This is a genomic window from Paenibacillus sp. FSL H7-0703 (assembly GCF_038003485.1).
GTDB lineage: Bacteria > Bacillota > Bacilli > Paenibacillales > Paenibacillaceae > Paenibacillus > Paenibacillus polymyxa_B.
Window position 1 is genome coordinate 4,228,140 of sequence record NZ_JBBOPF010000001.1, and the last position, 16,162, is coordinate 4,244,301.

The following is a 16,162-nucleotide window of genomic DNA, read 5'->3' on the forward strand; positions in this document are numbered from 1 at the left end:
GGGAATGTTAAATGAAGAAAAATATGATGTTTTTAACGCTAATGCTTGCATTGGTACTGATTGTGTCGGCATGTGGCACAGCAGCTCCGGCAACACCGGAAGCGACTGGCAACGGCTCTTCTACTGCAACAACGGAATCCAAAACCATCTCGGTCAAACACGCACTGGATGAAAACCCGGTACAAGTCAAAGTTAACCCAAAAAATGTCGTTGTCTTTGATTTTGGCTCACTGGATACGTTGGATAAGCTGGGCGTAGACGTTGCGGCGGTAGCGCAGCAGGATCTTCCTACATATTTGAGCAAATATAAAGATTCCAAATATGCAAGTGCGGGCACGCTGTTTGAACCGGATTACGAGAAAATCAGTGATCTGTCTCCTGAGCTGATCATCATCGGTGGCAGACAAGCTGATGCATATAAAGAGTTGAGTAAAATTGCACCGACCATTTCGATGGCTGTAGACACCAAGGATTATATCAATTCCTTTAAGAAAAACGTTGAAACACTGGGTCAAATCTTCGACAAAGAAGATGCTGCCAAGCAGGAACTGGCTGCGATTGATAGCTCCATCAAGGCCGTACATGACAAGGCTGTAGCGAGCAAAGCTAAAGGACTGATCGTGCTGACGAATGAAGGAAGCCTGAGCGCATATGGCTCACAATCTCGCTTCGGTATCATTCATGATGCTTTTGGCGTAACCCCTGTAGATCCTGGCATTAAAGTATCCACGCATGGTCAAAAGGTTTCTTTTGAATATGTACAGCAAAAAAATCCGGATTATATTTTTGTCGTTGACCGTGGGGCTGTGGTGGTCGAAGAAGGCAAGGAACAGGTTACAGGCAAACAAGCCATGGAGAATGAACTGGTGAAGAAAACCAATGCATTTAAAAACGGTCATATTGTATACCTTGATCCTAACTACTGGTACCTGTCAGGTAATGGTCTGGAATCCGTATCTGAAATGATCAAGGAAATGGATGCTGCACTGTAATGAATACATTCACATCATGGAGGATTGTGTAGGATGAAAGGTCATATAGATGAAATTCCATTAGATGGGTACCTTGTACACATCTATACACCTCCCGTCTCCGTGAATCATAATGAGCTGTATCCTGTGCTGTATGTGCAGGATGGCAGCTCTTTATTTCTAAGCGGGTTGGATGAGCTGGAAAGAGGTTTTTCTACGGGAGAGCTGCCCCGTGTGGTGCTGGTAGGTATTGATCCCGTAAATCGACTGGATGATTACACGCCTTGGAAGGCAGCGGCTTTAGTAGAAGGAAGACCTGCTTTTGGCGGTGTCGGAAATGCCTATCTGGCGTTTGTGGTTACAAAAGTAATGCCGTACGTCGAGGCAAGATATCCAGTGCGCACTGGATCGGAGCATACGGGCATCATCGGCGCCTCATTGGGCGGATTAATTTCCATGTATGCCGCCTTCAAGTATAAGGACGTATTCGGACGCGTCGGTTCCATCTCAGGCTCGTATTGGTATCCGGGTATGATTGATTATATGCGATCTGCATCTTGTGCAACTGTGAGGGATGGGATACATCGCTTTTATATATCTGTTGGGACCCGTGAAGGTGAAGGGAAAACGAATGTACAAAAAGATATGGTTCCGCTGACCCTCCAGGCACACGAGATGCTGCGGACACAGGGACTGGATGCAAAAGATATTCTTCTTGAGCTGGATCAGGATGCGGTACATCGTGTGGATTGTTTTCAGCGTCAATTTCCTAAGGCTGTCCAATGGCTGTTCGGATAGCATGAATGGAATACGAATCTCATACAACAACCTCAAAGGATTGGAGAGCGTGGAGTCTCTATGTCTTTGGGGTTGTTTTTTTTGTATATTTTTTTCGTATAATAAAGGAATATTAAAAATTTAAAGTTATACGTTGTTGGAAGTGAGGGGAGTATAAGTGAAAAAAAACCGCCTGGGATCATCGGATTTGCTGGTAGGTGAGATTGGTTTGGGATGCATGTCGGTCGGTACGGAGGAGCAGCAAGGTGTTTACTTGATTCATGAAGCGCTAGACAGGGGCGTAAACCTGTTGGATACGGCGGATTTGTACCAGCACGGACGCAATGAAGAAATCGTGGGTGCAGCGATCCGTGGACGACGACAGGAGGTCATCCTGGCGACCAAGGTCGGCAATCGGCGTCTACCGGGGCAGGAGGGCTGGGGATGGGACCCATCCAAGAAATATATTCTATCTGCTGTTAAAGAGAGCCTGCGTCGCCTTGGAACGGACTACATCGACCTGTATCAGCTGCACGGAGGGACGTCTGACGATCCGATGGACGAAACCATAGAGGCTTTTGAGCAACTCCAGCGGGAGGGCGTTATTCGTTACTATGGTATTTCCTCCATTCGCCCTCATGTCATCCGTGAATATGTCGAACGTTCGAATATCGTTAGTGTTATGAATCAGTATAGTTTACTGGATCGGCGTGCAGAGGAGGAGGTACTGTCTTTGCTTCAGGAGCGGGGAATTAGCGTGATTGCACGTGGGCCTGTGGCCAGTGGTGTATTGGCTGACGAAGGGGAAGGGAAGATAGCCAAGGGATATCTGGACTACAATGAAGCAGAGCTGTTGGATGTGCGTAAGCAATTAAAGGCATTTGCAGGGTCCGACCGTAGTATGGGGCAGACAGCGATTCGTTATAGTCTTTCACATCCGACTGTCGCTGCTGTGATCCCGGGTGCAAGCTCTTTGGGACAATTGGAGCATAATATTTCTGCTGCGGATATTGCACCGCTAACCAGGCAAGAGCGGCAGACGCTACAGCAAATCAGCCGAGCCAATCGTTATGATGCGCAATACCGCTGATAAGGGCAATGATGGTACAAAAGCGTGTTCATCTGTTGCTCCTAGCTATAAACGCTACATTTCAGTCTATAACCAAGTACACGCTTGAACATGTACCTATCCCAGTTGCAATTTATAAAAGAATCATTACAATATAAGAATAAGCTTCGGTTTATTATTCATATGTGAATATGGAGACGTTATAAATACACTCTAGGAGGGACCAACGAATGGAACGCATCGAATCTCAGCAGCAATATCAGGATTTAATTAACGGTGACGGTCTGACCGTCGTGAAATTTGATACAACCTGGTGTCCGGATTGCAAGACACTGGATAAATTTATGGACGGTATTATTGAGGAAAACGCGGATAAGCGTTTCTTTGCGCTTGATGCAGAGAAATTTCAGCCGATTGCCGACGAAAATCAAGTGCGCGGCATTCCGAGTCTGCTCGTGTTCCGTAATGGCGAAAAAATTGCTCATTTGCACAGCAAATACGCTAAAACGCCAGCTCAAATCTCGGAATATTTGACTACGCTGGAATCCAAACAATAATCAGAACGCATGATAGGGATAGTTCAGTACGATCTATCCTTTCTGCAAAATAGTAAAAGGGATATCCAAGGCTGATCATTCAGACCCTATGGATATCCCTTTTTAGTTATTGGTTATTGGTACCAAACAATGGCTTATAAAATAATGAAAAAGAACACAGCCGCCAGCACGAAGCGGTAAATGGCGAACGTAGTCAGGCTCAAGCGTTTGAGCAGACCGAGGAATGTTTTGATCGCCAGCATTCCGACGATAAAGGCAGTAATAAAGCCGGCTGCGAACACTGGAAAATCACTCATAGACAGATGATCCATACTTTTGATCATATCAATACCCGATGCACCCAGCATGATCGGAACAGATACGAGGAATGTAAATTCCGCGGCTGCCGTATGGCTTACACGTGCGAATAGGCCCCCAGACATGGTTGAGCCTGAACGGGAGAAGCCTGGCCATAGAGCTAGGACTTGGAACATACCGATGGTAAATGCTTGTTTGTACGTGATCTCATCCAGCGTATGTGATCTAATAGGCGGATGAAATTTCTCAGCCGCGATCATGAGCAGGCCCCCGATCACCAAACTGTACAAAACCGTTTCAGGACCAAACAGGTATTGCTTAATTACATCACGGAACAGTACGCCAATCAGGCCCGCAGGGATCATGGCTAAAATAATATGTAACAGGTTTAGACGTGGCTGGCTCGAGATTTTGCGTCTGAAATCAAACAGGCTCAGGAATCTGCGCCAGTATAATACGACGACTGCCAGCACAGCACCTAATTGCACGATAACCTCAAACGTTTTGACCGTATCATTCTCTGTGTTTAATCCTAGAAGATTAGCCGTGAGGATCATGTGACCCGTCGAAGAGACCGGCAAAAACTCTGTCAGTCCTTCAATAATTCCCATAATAATAGAAGATAAAATATCCACTTTACTAGCTCCTCCTTACACGCGTGCAGGGCAAACGACCTAAGTCGTTTGCCCTGAAAATATGTCATTTCAGTAGGAGTGAACGCAAGTGTCACAAGAGCAAAGATAAACGCTCAGGTCACACGGTTCACTCCCGGGAAGAAGTGTCCGATTCTGCTTCCAATTCAGATGCGGGGGATGTGTGGTGTAAAATAATCTCCACCCGACGAATACGATTTTTACCCATTTCACGAATGATAAATTTCACATCTTCTTCTATGAATTCCTTGCCCTGTCTAGGTTCCGGAACCCGGCTATACACCCACCCTCCGACAGTATCCACGTCTTCATCGTCCAATGTCAAGCCCGTCAGATCACTCAGATCGGAAAGCATCACTTTACCATCCATCAAATAACTGTTCTCCGTCAGTTTCTCGATTTCCTTCCGTTCATCCTTATCAAATTCGTCCCGAATTTCGCCAACAATCTCCTCCAAAATGTCCTCGATGGTAATGAGGCCGGAGGTTCCACCGTATTCATCGACCAGGAGAGCGATATGAACCTGCTCCTTCTGCATACGTTTCAGCAGCGTGTTGACGGGGATAACTTCCGGAACGGTCAAGATCGGTTGAATCAGGCTGTCGAAAACAAGCTCGGGATTGCGATCATACTCAAGGAAGAGCTGTTTGGTATTAATCATACCAATGATCTGATCCTTGCTATCTGTCGCCACCGGAAAACGGGTATACTGCTCTTCGTGAATAGTCAGCATGTTTTCTTGTAGCGAGCGATTCGTAAACAAGCATACCATATCTGTACGTGGCACCATAATTTCCTTGGCAACGGTCTCGTCAAAAGCAAAGATACGATTTACGTAGCCATATTCGGTGTTATTGATCTTACCACTTTCCACGCTTTCGGACAAAATGATCTGAATTTCTTCCTGAGAGTGCGCTTCTTCATGCTCACTAGCCGGTTGAAGACCAAACAGACGAACCAGACGATTGGCCGAGCCGTTAAGGAGCCAAATAAACGGATACATAATCCGGTTAAACCACACGATGACTGGGGAGGTTAACAGACTGACAGCTTCCGCTTTGCGGATCGCCAATGTTTTGGGAGCCAGTTCGCCGATCACCACGTGCAGGTAAGTTACAATGACGAATGAAATAATAAAGGCCAGGATATGTGAAAAATCCCCATTGATGTTGAGCTGTTGAAAGAGAGGCTCCAGCAATTTGACTACGGTCGGTTCACCGAGCCAGCCGAGTCCCAACGCTGTAATCGTAATACCAAGCTGACAGGCGGACAGGTAGCCGTCCAGATTATTGACGACTTTTTGTAGCGCCAGTGCGTTTTTACGGTTCTCCACGACCAGCTGATCAACCCGGCTGGAACGGATTTTAATAATCGCAAACTCGGTAGCCACGAAGAAAGCACTAAATAAAATCAACACCGCAAACAAAAATAGACTGACACCTATACCCATATAATTTTCACTCATCCCTTTTTCGTTCAATTTTTTAAGGAACTCCATTTTAAGTTCACTTGAACTTATTTTAAGAACTTAAAAGGAAATATACAAGGTTCATATGGAATCGTAGCAGGTCACCTACCTCCAATTTACACGGAAAATAAGGCATAATAGAACCCGCACGGCTCATTGCTTCGCTTTACAAGCCTAGTTTGAGGGCGTATGATGAGTTCAAATGAACTTGAAATGTAAGAAAGGGAGGAAAGCAGATGGAGTCTTTTACCCTTACTCGTCGTGATATGGCCCATTTGCTGCTGGCCATGGAAGGTCGCCGCGAATTGCAGCCTCTGGCCGTTCTGCAGGACGCCTGGAGGCGCACTCATAGCCATCTCGCCCGTTCCGGGAGCACGATGCCGACATTTTTATACACCGACGTGACACCTGTGCTAGATAAAATCATCAAGGGTAAGCACAGCGCAGCCTTTTCGCTGCAGGAGATTGTTTCCCTGGGTCAACTGGTCGAATACAGCCATGTCTCACTGGCCTCTATGCAAAATTGGGTCAAACGCGACTTCAAGGAATTTCTCGGCGCTCCGAAGATCGGCAAAAAATACTCGGTCAACCAGGCAGCTATATTGCTCATTGTAGAAGATTTAAAATCATGTCTTGATTTTGAATCCATTCGTCAGCTATTTCATATCCTGTTCCAACAACCCGAAGATGATACGGACGATCTGATTCAGCCGGTCGATTTGTACGCGGCCTATTCAACTTTGTTTGAGGAGCTGGATGCGAACGGAGACCAACTGCTCGATGTTGCTGGAGCAGGCTATGCAAAGGACAACGGAAATTCCGTTACAGGACAGCAGCGTCAGGAAGGTGCGACAGAGGAGCTGCTGGTTCAGGCGGCTGATCAATACACCAGTCGTTTACAGCATTTGACCCCTAACCAGTGTGAAGCAGTGCGTAATACTTTGCTGGTGGCAGCAGTTGCGGTGCAAAATAGTTATTTTTTGTCCATGGCACGTCGGTATGTGAATGCGACGTTGTTTCTGGACTTCCAAGGGTAAATCAGGATTGGCACAGAAGCCAATCCTGATTTTTTGCTCTTTTTAGAGGATTGTCTACCCTTTTGGAGACTGAAAAAGTATACAAAAGAGGTATATACACTAAAACGCTGTCAAAGATACAATAAACATATATAATCCAGCAATTGGAAAAACTTTGAATATCTCTTCCAAAGCATCTGGATACACACACAGGAGGTAATGGCATGTCCGATGTCTCCATCATCATTTGTACCCGCAACCGGATCGAAGACCTGACACGCTGTATACAATCTATTGCAGTACAGCAGCAATTGGAGCATACGGCTGTAGAACTGCTGATTGTTGATGACGGCGATATTTCCGACCAACAGATCGAGCAGTACCGTCACATGGTATCCGGATTGCCTCAAAGCGTTTTGAAATATTATAAAAAAAGTCGTCCCGGCGTTTGGTTATCCCGCTATGAGGCCTTGTCCCTTGTGCGGTATGATATTGTGCTGTATTTTGACGATGATGCAGAACTGGACGATAAACTCTATATCCGGCGTTTGCTCGATACCTATGATCAGGATGAAACGATTGTGGGTGTTGGAGGGATTGCAAAGGGATTATATTCGAGCCGGGCAGGAAAGCTGCTGGGCGTTTTGACATTTCAGATGTCTTCATCCCTCGGCAAGCTCTCGCCTAGTAGTCTGGCAGGTTCCTTGCTGCGTTGGGGCGAAGCAACGGAGGTTTTCGATACAGAATTTTTCCATGGCTGCAATATGTCATTTCGGAGAGATGCGCTTCGGGACATGAAGCCGTATCCGTGGATGACCAGTTATGCCGTGGCTGACGATTTGTACATGTGCCAGTTGGCGAGCCGTTATGGCAAATTGGTTATCAATCCTGACTTAACCATCATTCATCATGAATCTCCAAGCTCGCGCGATAAGGCGGGCAAAGTAGCCAAGGCTACAGCGATTAACCACTATTATTTTCTTGCCTTGAAAAAGGCTGGAGTGATTCAGTATGGAGCCCTTTTATGGACCTTATCCTACTTGATGCTCAAAGAAACGCTGCGCCGCAATTTTAATGCCGCAGATGGATACAAGCAGGGGGTGTTGTTCATTCTGAATCCGCGCAAGCAAAAATATAACGAATATTTAGGCCCGGCGGTTCAGTAAACTGTTTTTTTACACACTGACAGGATAAAGGGGGAGTATGATGTTAAGCTTGTCCATTGCTCTGTGCACCCGAAATCGGGTTGATGATCTGACCCGATGCATTAATTCAATTGCCATTGGGGGAGCACCGGAGGCATGTGAAACCGAGCTATGGATTATTGACGACGGAGAACTGCCGAAGCATGTGCTGGAACGTTATGAGCGTCAGTTGGGCAGAGCGGGAATTACCTACCGATATCATCGTAAGGAGCAGCCGGGATTATGGTTATCTCGTGTAAAGACAGCTGAACTTGCGCAGGGTGACATCATTTTGTTCCTTGACGATGACGTTGAGCTGCCGAGCAACTACTTGAATGAGTTGATGCGTACCTATGAGGCTTACCCGCAGGCCGCTGGTGTCGGCGGTATTGCACAGGGAATGAGTAACAGCTTCATGGGAACGATTCGATGCTTGTTGTCATTCCAGCAGTCTTTGTCCAAAGGGAGGTTGTCCCTCAGCGGTCAGTCCGGCTCGATGTATAACTGGCATAAGGCCAAGAAGACGTTTAGAACCCAGTTTTTTCATGGCTGCAATATGTCATTTCGCCGTGAGGCGATTCGCAGTCTGGAGCCGGTACCTTGGTTGCAAAGCTATAGTGTAGGCGAGGATTTATTACTTTCACGCATCGCAATGAAAAGCGGTCCGTTATACATTAACCCAGCGCTTACGCTGCTTCATCACGAATCGCCGTCGTCGCGTGACAATATGGAGCAGGTTACTTATATGCGGGTGATGAATCATATTCATTTGCTGCGTGACGAGGGATCTGGGCCGATTGGTTATGCAGCACTATACTGGACGACGTTGTATCAGATTTTGAGAGAAAAGCCCAAGAAAAATCATACTGCCATTCAAGGCTATAGAAGAGCGTTGAAAGCGATCTTTTCAAGCCCGAAGGAGCCTATTGGCGGGGGACAGTTGCCTGAACGTAATTCAAAAAAAACGGTAGGCTGATGGAGGTGCGTCATAAGACGCGATTGAGCATAGAGACGAGAGGCTTAATAAGGAACAGGAGTTGGACGTAACATGAGCACATGGACAGCAGCAAGGAAAGTATTCACGGGTGACAGTCTCGCTAAAACGATCATGCGCACGAGCTTTAACAATTTTTTTGTGCTAATCGTCACGACCCTGACTTCCATCCTGACCGCACGTATGCTCGGAGTAGAGGGGAAAGGAGAACTGGCGGCAGTTCTGTTCTGGCCTACGCTGATCGGCAGTGTGTTGAGCTTCGGATTACCAACGTCGTTAATTTACAACATCAAGAAGAAAACAGGCACGACGGAAGAACTGCTGGCGTTGTCGCTCTGGATTCAGTTGCCTGCCAGCTTGTTGGCGGGAGCGGTGGCCTGGATATGCATGCCGCTATGGCTGAATGGTTATGGTGCGGACATCATCCAGCTGTCCCAGCTTTATTGTGCGGCAGCTGTACCGCTGGCAGTGCTTACAGCGCTGACGACAGCATTGTCGCAAGGACTTGATCGGTTTAGCGTATATAATGGTCTGTTGTTTTACTACCCGTTACTGAATTTCATCGGTCTGGTGACACTGTGGCTGATGGGCTTGCTCAATGTGCAGCTGGCAGGAGCAGTGAATTTTGCCGCGAGTTTCCTTGCACTAGTGTGGGCGTTCCTCCGTCTGCGCAAGTATATGAATGTGCGTGCTTTCCGCCCATTTACCAGCCGCCAAGTGCTTCGTCCTTATTATAGCTATGGAGCGAGGGTTTACGGGATGGAGCTGATGGGGACGCTGTCCACACAAACGGACAAAATCGTTATTGTGGCGCTGCTATCACCCAAAGCGTTCGGTCTATACTCTGTCGTCTACGCCTTGTCTCGTGTGTTCAATGTGGTGCAAAATGCCGTCACTAACGTTACTTTTCCTAAGGTGACGGGGATGGAGCACAGCAAGATTGTCGAAACGGTGGGTCGTGCTTTTCGCATCTCTATGGCTGCGATGCTAATCGTCATTGTGCCTGCTCTCTTCATTGGACGATACATGCTGGGTTTGCTGTACGGCCCCGCTTTTCTGGAAGCATCGCTAACGTTCTACCTGCTATCACTGGAATGTATCATTGGTGGCGGCTCATGGATTCTGGCTTCGGCCTTTAACGCGCTGGGACGTCCGGGACTGGTATTGTTCCGGCAAATTGTAGCCTATGCAATCACCGTCGGTCTATTTTTTATTTGTACACCGATCTTCGGTCTGGACGGCATTGCGATTGCTTTGCTTGTAGGCGCTTGTGTACGATTGGCGTTCTCACTGTTCTCATTCCCGATGTTTTTCAATGTTCCGCTATCACGGATCATTTTTGATAAAAGTGATATTACATTTGTCATTCAGACTATACAAAAGAAGCGCAGGAAGGGAGAACTGAAAGATGCCGAATTTGCATCCCATGGCTAAACTGAAAAATAAGCTGAGCGTCATTCTCGACGTAGTCCCCCAAGGTTCGAATATCATTTATGTCGATTATCCCGTCTATAATAACGGTGGGGATGTACTCATCATGAAAGGCACCGAGGCGTTCTTCAAGGATAATGGCATCCGTGTCCGTGCCCGTTATAGCGCTATGGATATTCCCGATCGGCTTCAAATTCCGGGTGACTGGATTATCGTGTGCCACGGCGGCGGCAACTTCGGCGATCTCTATTCAAATCACCAAAATTTGCGAGAACGCATCGTTCGCGATTTCCCTAACCACCGAATTGTGATTATGCCGCAGACGATCCACTTTCAATCTGAACAGAAGGCTAATGAAGTCGCTGCCTTGTTCAATGCTCATCCGGATCTACATATGTTTGTGCGGGATACACGCTCTTATCAGTGGGCTAAGGACAAGCTGAACCAGTGCAGTATCACACTATGTCCTGATATGGCACACCAGCTCTGGCCATTGAAGCCGACTACGGAAACCGTGAAGGATGTATTGTATTTCCTGCGCACAGATATTGAAACGGTGGGTGGACAAAAGAAGTTCGATGACGAGGCAGATGCCGCTCACCGTCTGGACTGGGATACTTTGTTCACTCCGCTGGAAGTGAAGGGAATTGTTTATTTCCAGAAGTTTTATCGACTGGATAAGAAAATTGGTGGCCCGTTGCCTACGCGTACATTCTGGTACAAGTATACAGACCATCTCATGAACAAAGCGGTTACGCTGTTCAGCTCTTACCGAGAGGTTCGCACTTCACGGCTGCATGGTCACATTCTGGCCTGTCTGCTTGATATGCCGCACGTTGTCATTGACAACTCCTACGGCAAGAACTCGCAATATTATAATACCTGGACACAGCCGAATCCAAAGGCGCAGCTGTTTAGTGAAGCTCCAAGTGCGTTGGAGCAGCCATCTTAATAGTAAGAAAAGATACGTAGATTAATTTCAAAGGTATGATAACGGCAAAAAATCTCCTGACCACTTCATTGGTTAAGGGGGTTTTTCGTTTAAGGATATATAGAGCATCAGTATAATTGTTAATTAGATAAACCATTAAGGCAATGAATATTTAATGGCTTAAATACCGCTTCATTTTGACAATTCATTTCATGAATAGATATAATTTATGGGATAAAACTTGTAGGAATATTGGGAACTCCCTAACTTTTGCAGAATAACATGAAAGTATATTTATTTAAATGAATCGAGGCTGACGAATGAGTAATCAATCGATGGACATGCTTCTCACGAAGGATATCGTGCGTGAAGGGGAACCGATTTTGCGCACAAAGGTTGAGCCGGTATGCCTGCCGCTGTCTGAAGAGGACCTGCAACAGATGCAATGGATGCTAGATTATCTGAAAAATAGCCAAAATGAAGAGCTGGCTGGCCGCTATGATCTGCGCCCGGGTGTGGGGTTATCTGCGAACCAGGTAGGTTTGAACAAAAGAATGTGCGCTATTTATTATGAAGATGGGGACAAAACGGTAGAGTATGCATTGTTTAATCCGAAGCTGGTCAGTCACTCCACGTCCATGATTTATTTGGAACAGGGTGAGGGGTGCTTGTCTGTAGATCGGTACGTAGCCGGATATGTACCGCGTTACGAAAAAATTCGTATTAAGGCCACTTTACCAGACGGAACACAGGAGCTATTGACTTTCAAAGGTTATGCAGCGGTTGTCGTGCAGCATGAAATGGACCATTTGGACGGCATTATGTTCTATGACCGTATCAACCCGGAAGATCCGCATAAGCTGCCGCAGGGAGTGCATATCGAACCTTTTGTACGTAAATAGTTTAGGAATCGTAAAGTGTGGTGACTCCGTTCGCCACATTTTTAAATTTTACAAAAATATAGATATAGAGGTTACGAAGCTTTAAACTGGAAACGTGTAGATTGTGATAGAGAATGTGAAAATACATAAAAATGTAAGCGCTTATCTTATGGGAGGGATGGCATGAATCGTGGAGTACGGCTTTTGATGAATAATATGCGTATGCGGAATAAGCTGCTGTTCTCCTACGTACTGATTGTCATGATCCCGGTGCTGGTGGTGGGCGGCTGCGTTACTTTTTATTTGCGAGAGCAGGCATTGAATAGTGCAATTGCCCAGACGGTAAACAATGTGGAAAAGATCAAGAGCCAGACGGCAAATTTACTGCGTGTGCCAACGGATATTTCAAATGGGCTCATGTTCGATAAAAGGCTAAAGGAGATGGCGAACCGCCGCTATTCGGGCATGCTTGAGCTCATGAATGCGTATCATCAATACAAGGATTTTAATGAGTATACTCAGCAATATAGAGAAGTTGCTACCATCCGGTTCTATTCGTACAATCCGACGCTTGTCAATAATCTGGAGTTTATTCCTGTAGATTCTAATATTGAGCGGCAGCCGTGGTTCCAGACGGCTTTGAAGGGGACGGCGATTAACTGGTTTTACATTCAGGATAAGGAGGATAACCCGGTTAATCGCCTGAGCCTGATACGGCAAATTCCATTTCCTGAATACAATACCAAGGGAGTTCTGATGATATCGCTGAGCCAGACCGAGTTGAATCATATGCTGAGCAAGGAGCCTTTTGAAACATTGATTACGGATCGTAACGGGATTGTAGTCGCAGCTACTCGTCCACAGTCGGTGGGTCAGACGTTGGGAGATTTACATTTGGGCTTTGACGTCCAGCGTGCGGGTAAGGGAATATATGAAGCGAAAATCAACGGAGTGCCCTCCAACATCATCGTGGATGAGCTGCTGCCCGCCTCCAGTGTGAGCGGATTTACGATTATTTCAGTGTTTTCGACGGAGCATATTGTACAGGGAGCCAACCGAATCAGCCTGATTGGTGCTTTATGTGTTCTTGCAGTGCTGGTTATGGCACTGATTCTAATCACCATCATTTCCTGGCTGATTACCAAACGACTACAGCGGTTGAGCTATGAGCTGGGTAAGGTAGCCGCGGGCGATTTTCATGTGGTATCGAGTGTGGAGGGAAGAGATGAGATCGGGGATTTATCCCGCCGTTTCAACTATATGGTGAGTAGTATTCGCCAACTCATGGCGCAGGTCTATGAGACGAGTGAGCACAACAACAGGCTGGAATTGGCACAAAAGGATATCAAGCTAAAAATGATGGCCAGCCAAATTAATCCGCACTTTCTGTTTAATGCGCTAGAGTCCATTCGAATGAAAGCACATCTGAATGGGGAAGCGGAAATTGCAACGACGGTGCGTTTGCTTGGCAGGCTGATGCGCCGGAATCTGGAGATTGGCAGTGGTAAAACGACGGTACTACAGGAGCTGGATATGGTGCGATCCTATTTGCAAATTCAGCAGTTCAGATTTGGAAATCGTTTGATCTATGAAGTGAATTTGGAAGAAAGCGCGACGGACATGTCGATTCCTCCCTTAATCATACAACCGCTGGTGGAAAATGCAGTCATTCATGGCCTGGAAAATAAGGAAGAGCCAGTTACCGTGAAGGTAGATATTACAATAGAACAAAGAGAGTTGAAAATTAAAGTAGAAGATGACGGGATCGGCATGGAAGCTGGGCAACTGACCCGTCTGCTAGCTCGGATCAGGGGGGCGGATGAGCCGGAAGGGAGCAGTATTGGCCTGCGTAATGTACACCAACGTCTGACATTGATGTACGGCGAACGTAATGGTCTGCATATTGAAAGCGCATTACAAGTAGGAACAACCGTATACTTTTCCATACCAAGGGAGGAAGAGTCAAATGTATAAAGCAATGATTGTAGATGATGAGCCTGCGATTCGTGAAGGATTGTCCTCTATTATTGACTGGGGGAATTGTGGCTTCCGTATTGTTGATACGGCAGGGAACGGACGCGAGGCTCTGGATAAGTTCGGAGAGCATCGGCCGGAGCTGGTCATTGTAGATATTCGTATGCCCGGGATGAGTGGACTGGAGGTCATACGAAGCATACGTGAAAAGAACGGAGAGCCGTTTCATTTTCTCATATTAAGCGGATATGCAGACTTTGATTATGCACGGCAAGCCTTGGGCTTCGGGGTAGATGGCTATCTACTGAAGCCAGTTGATGAGGAAGAAATGACGACAGAGTTGAAACGGGTATGGCAAAACATTGAGGACGAGAAAGAAGACGGTAAATGGGGAAGTACGCCTTCCCATGAGCGTAATTGGATCGAAGCATTATTGTTTCCGGTTCATCGAGAGCATGCTCGTAATGCCGTAGAAGGCAGCGATTCTCTGCACAAAGCATCCGAGCAAGCTGAACATCAAAGCGGTAACGGAAAACATGGACAACAGCCTGCGTTACCAGCGTTGGACTGGAGTAGCTATCAGGTTATTCTGCTGGATTTACGTATTCCTGACTGGGATCGGCAAGCTCGGCAGTCGGCAGCAAAGCAGCGGCTAACGGAATTGTGCCATGAGCAGGGCAGAGGTATCGTGTTTGAGGCTGGAATATATATGGGTCTTTTGCTTCCCGCCACGTTAAAAACGGAGAAAGATGCTTTTCAGTTACTGGCTGCTTGGCGACAGGAGCTAAAGCCGTGGGCAACGGAAATTTATGTGGCTGCCGGTGATCCTGTATCCATTCTTAACGACATTCCCAGATCTTTTGAGCAGGCACTACGATTGTTAGAACGTACGTTTTTGTTCCGGGCAGAAAGAGTCTTGCTTTCTGGAGACCTACACGAATTGGAGACAGTTGAGGCTGAAATGAGTGGAGCGTCTGATCGTGCTACAAATGATCCCCTACGTTATGCAGAAAAGCTGTACTATGCGCTAGATATGGCTAATAGTGAAGCTGCAACCCGTGTCATTAAGGAAATGGAAGACCAATTTCCACGGATTTATCGCACAGAATCTGCAATCAAGGCGGCGTTCGCCCAAACATTCACACTGGCGTTGAACAAGTATGCAGCCGGACAGGATCACAGCCGAACCGTGGTGGAGGAGCACTCCAGCTTTATAACCGATGTATATGCTTATTCCACATTGGGCGAGCTGGTGGATCACTCGCTGGAGCATGTGTTGCAATGGATTGGCCAGACTGAATCTGGTGGCAAGGGCATCATCATGAAACAAATGATTGACTTTATACATAGTCATTATGATGAAAATTTGCGACTGGAGTTACTGGCAGATATGTTCAATTACAATAGTGGATATTTGGGCAAACTGTTCAAAAGTCATACTGGCGAGGCCTTTAATGCCTATCTGGATAAGGTGAGGATTGAGCGAGCAAGGGAATTGCTTGCACAAGGAATTAAGGTACACCAGGTGGCGGAACGCGTGGGATATGCGAATGCAGATTATTTTCATAGTAAATTTAAAAAGTATGCTGGAATGTCACCTTCCTCCTACCGTAATCGGGTTCAAAAGAATGGAGGAACAGATGGCTGTTGATAGATTCCTAGGTTTAACGCTATGAAGTCTCTCTTGCAGATGTCGGAGGTATAACCTTCGAACGAAGAGAGGCTCTTTTTTTATGGTGAAAAAATGGATAGATCAATCGAAAATGTCACATTTATTATGGAGTTTAGGGCGTTTTCATCAAATCGACACCATTATGACACAGCTTCGACACGATGTTCACATTTTCGATTCTATTTCATTTAAATTTATTCTATATAATGGGGATAATCTGAAGCCGGATCATGACAGCCATGGTGAAGGTACGGAGTGAGTCATTTTCTAAAAAGTGACCGCTGCAT

General features: G+C 46.4%; 14 protein-coding genes. 12 read left to right on the plus strand and 2 right to left on the minus strand.

What is annotated here, in order from left to right; genetic code table 11:
* The first annotated feature begins 11 nt into the window (after positions 1-11).
* The 4 genes from MHB46_RS18715 to MHB46_RS18730 all read left to right on the plus strand — a co-directional run bounded on the left by MHB46_RS18715 (position 12) and on the right by MHB46_RS18730 (position 3,374).
* Entirely contained in the window at positions 12-992 is a 981-nt protein-coding gene (locus tag MHB46_RS18715; protein ID WP_341163086.1) for a siderophore ABC transporter substrate-binding protein, read from the plus strand.
* Between the two features lie 33 nt (positions 993-1,025).
* Positions 1,026-1,769, plus strand: coding sequence for an alpha/beta hydrolase (locus MHB46_RS18720; RefSeq protein ID WP_341163087.1), 744 nt, complete (start codon positions 1,026-1,028; stop codon positions 1,767-1,769).
* 157 nt (positions 1,770-1,926) lie between these two features.
* Positions 1,927-2,838 carry an aldo/keto reductase gene (locus MHB46_RS18725; RefSeq protein WP_341163088.1) on the plus strand — a complete coding sequence of 304 codons (912 nt, stop codon included), beginning with the start codon at positions 1,927-1,929 and terminating at the stop codon, positions 2,836-2,838.
* A 209-nt stretch (positions 2,839-3,047) separates the two neighbouring features.
* Entirely contained in the window at positions 3,048-3,374 is a 327-nt protein-coding gene (locus MHB46_RS18730; protein WP_025721930.1) for a thioredoxin family protein, read from the plus strand.
* Positions 3,375-3,508: 134 nt separating this feature from the next.
* Here MHB46_RS18730 and bacA read toward each other — a convergent pair whose 3' ends face one another.
* Both bacA and MHB46_RS18740 read right to left on the minus strand, forming a co-directional pair.
* Positions 3,509-4,306, minus strand: a complete 798-nt coding sequence (gene bacA, locus MHB46_RS18735; protein ID WP_103048284.1) for an undecaprenyl-diphosphate phosphatase — start codon at positions 4,304-4,306, stop codon at positions 3,509-3,511.
* A 127-nt stretch (positions 4,307-4,433) separates the two neighbouring features.
* Positions 4,434-5,804 (minus strand): hemolysin family protein, encoded by a 1,371-nt coding sequence (locus MHB46_RS18740; protein WP_039273784.1) that lies wholly within the window; start codon positions 5,802-5,804, stop codon positions 4,434-4,436.
* Between the two features lie 224 nt (positions 5,805-6,028).
* Here MHB46_RS18740 and MHB46_RS18745 point away from each other — a divergent pair, with 224 nt between their 5' ends.
* The 8 genes from MHB46_RS18745 (at position 6,029) to MHB46_RS18780 (ending at position 15,854) form a co-directional block, all read left to right on the plus strand.
* Complete coding sequence (locus MHB46_RS18745; RefSeq protein ID WP_025721933.1) at positions 6,029-6,829, plus strand: DUF1836 domain-containing protein; 801 nt, start codon at positions 6,029-6,031, stop codon at positions 6,827-6,829.
* A gap of 203 nt (positions 6,830-7,032) precedes the next feature.
* On the plus strand, positions 7,033-7,974 hold the full coding sequence (locus MHB46_RS18750; RefSeq protein WP_341163089.1) for a glycosyltransferase family 2 protein: 942 nt from the start codon (positions 7,033-7,035) through the stop codon (positions 7,972-7,974).
* A gap of 40 nt (positions 7,975-8,014) precedes the next feature.
* Positions 8,015-8,968 carry a glycosyltransferase family 2 protein gene (locus MHB46_RS18755; protein ID WP_341163771.1) on the plus strand — a complete coding sequence of 318 codons (954 nt, stop codon included), beginning with the start codon at positions 8,015-8,017 and terminating at the stop codon, positions 8,966-8,968.
* Positions 8,969-9,040: 72 nt separating this feature from the next.
* Complete coding sequence (locus MHB46_RS18760; RefSeq protein WP_322156466.1) at positions 9,041-10,420, plus strand: lipopolysaccharide biosynthesis protein; 1,380 nt, start codon at positions 9,041-9,043, stop codon at positions 10,418-10,420.
* Complete coding sequence (locus MHB46_RS18765) at positions 10,395-11,369, plus strand: polysaccharide pyruvyl transferase family protein (RefSeq protein WP_023990345.1); 975 nt, start codon at positions 10,395-10,397, stop codon at positions 11,367-11,369. Before MHB46_RS18760 ends, MHB46_RS18765 begins: the two co-directional genes overlap by 26 nt.
* A 299-nt stretch (positions 11,370-11,668) precedes the next feature.
* Positions 11,669-12,250 (plus strand): peptide deformylase, encoded by a 582-nt coding sequence (gene def / locus MHB46_RS18770; protein ID WP_322161327.1) that lies wholly within the window; start codon positions 11,669-11,671, stop codon positions 12,248-12,250.
* 162 nt (positions 12,251-12,412) lie between these two features.
* Positions 12,413-14,203, plus strand: coding sequence for a cache domain-containing sensor histidine kinase (locus MHB46_RS18775; RefSeq protein WP_341163090.1), 1,791 nt, complete (start codon positions 12,413-12,415; stop codon positions 14,201-14,203).
* The gene (locus MHB46_RS18780) at positions 14,196-15,854 is read left to right on the plus strand and encodes a response regulator transcription factor (RefSeq protein WP_341163091.1); all 1,659 of its coding nucleotides are present in this window, start codon (positions 14,196-14,198) and stop codon (positions 15,852-15,854) included. The genes MHB46_RS18775 and MHB46_RS18780 overlap by 8 nt, the downstream gene beginning before the upstream one ends.
* The last annotated feature ends 308 nt before the right edge of the window (positions 15,855-16,162 follow it).

Excerpts from the sequence above, each read along its gene's own strand:
- MHB46_RS18730 (WP_025721930.1), top strand. The coding sequence starts at position 3,048 with ATGGAACGCATCGAATCTCAGCAGCAATATCAGGATTTAATTAACGGT.
- MHB46_RS18720 (WP_341163087.1), top strand. The coding sequence starts at position 1,026 with ATGAAAGGTCATATAGATGAAATTCCATTAGATGGGTACCTTGTACAC.
- def (WP_322161327.1), top strand. The coding sequence starts at position 11,669 with ATGAGTAATCAATCGATGGACATGCTTCTCACGAAGGATATCGTGCGT.
- MHB46_RS18750 (WP_341163089.1), top strand. The coding sequence starts at position 7,033 with ATGTCCGATGTCTCCATCATCATTTGTACCCGCAACCGGATCGAAGAC.
- MHB46_RS18780 (WP_341163091.1), top strand. The coding sequence starts at position 14,196 with ATGTATAAAGCAATGATTGTAGATGATGAGCCTGCGATTCGTGAAGGA.
- MHB46_RS18760 (WP_322156466.1), top strand. The coding sequence starts at position 9,041 with ATGAGCACATGGACAGCAGCAAGGAAAGTATTCACGGGTGACAGTCTC.
- MHB46_RS18755 (WP_341163771.1), top strand. The coding sequence starts at position 8,015 with ATGTTAAGCTTGTCCATTGCTCTGTGCACCCGAAATCGGGTTGATGAT.
- MHB46_RS18775 (WP_341163090.1), top strand. The coding sequence starts at position 12,413 with ATGAATCGTGGAGTACGGCTTTTGATGAATAATATGCGTATGCGGAAT.
- MHB46_RS18715 (WP_341163086.1), top strand. The coding sequence starts at position 12 with ATGAAGAAAAATATGATGTTTTTAACGCTAATGCTTGCATTGGTACTG.
- MHB46_RS18765 (WP_023990345.1), top strand. The coding sequence starts at position 10,395 with ATGCCGAATTTGCATCCCATGGCTAAACTGAAAAATAAGCTGAGCGTC.
- MHB46_RS18745 (WP_025721933.1), top strand. The coding sequence starts at position 6,029 with ATGGAGTCTTTTACCCTTACTCGTCGTGATATGGCCCATTTGCTGCTG.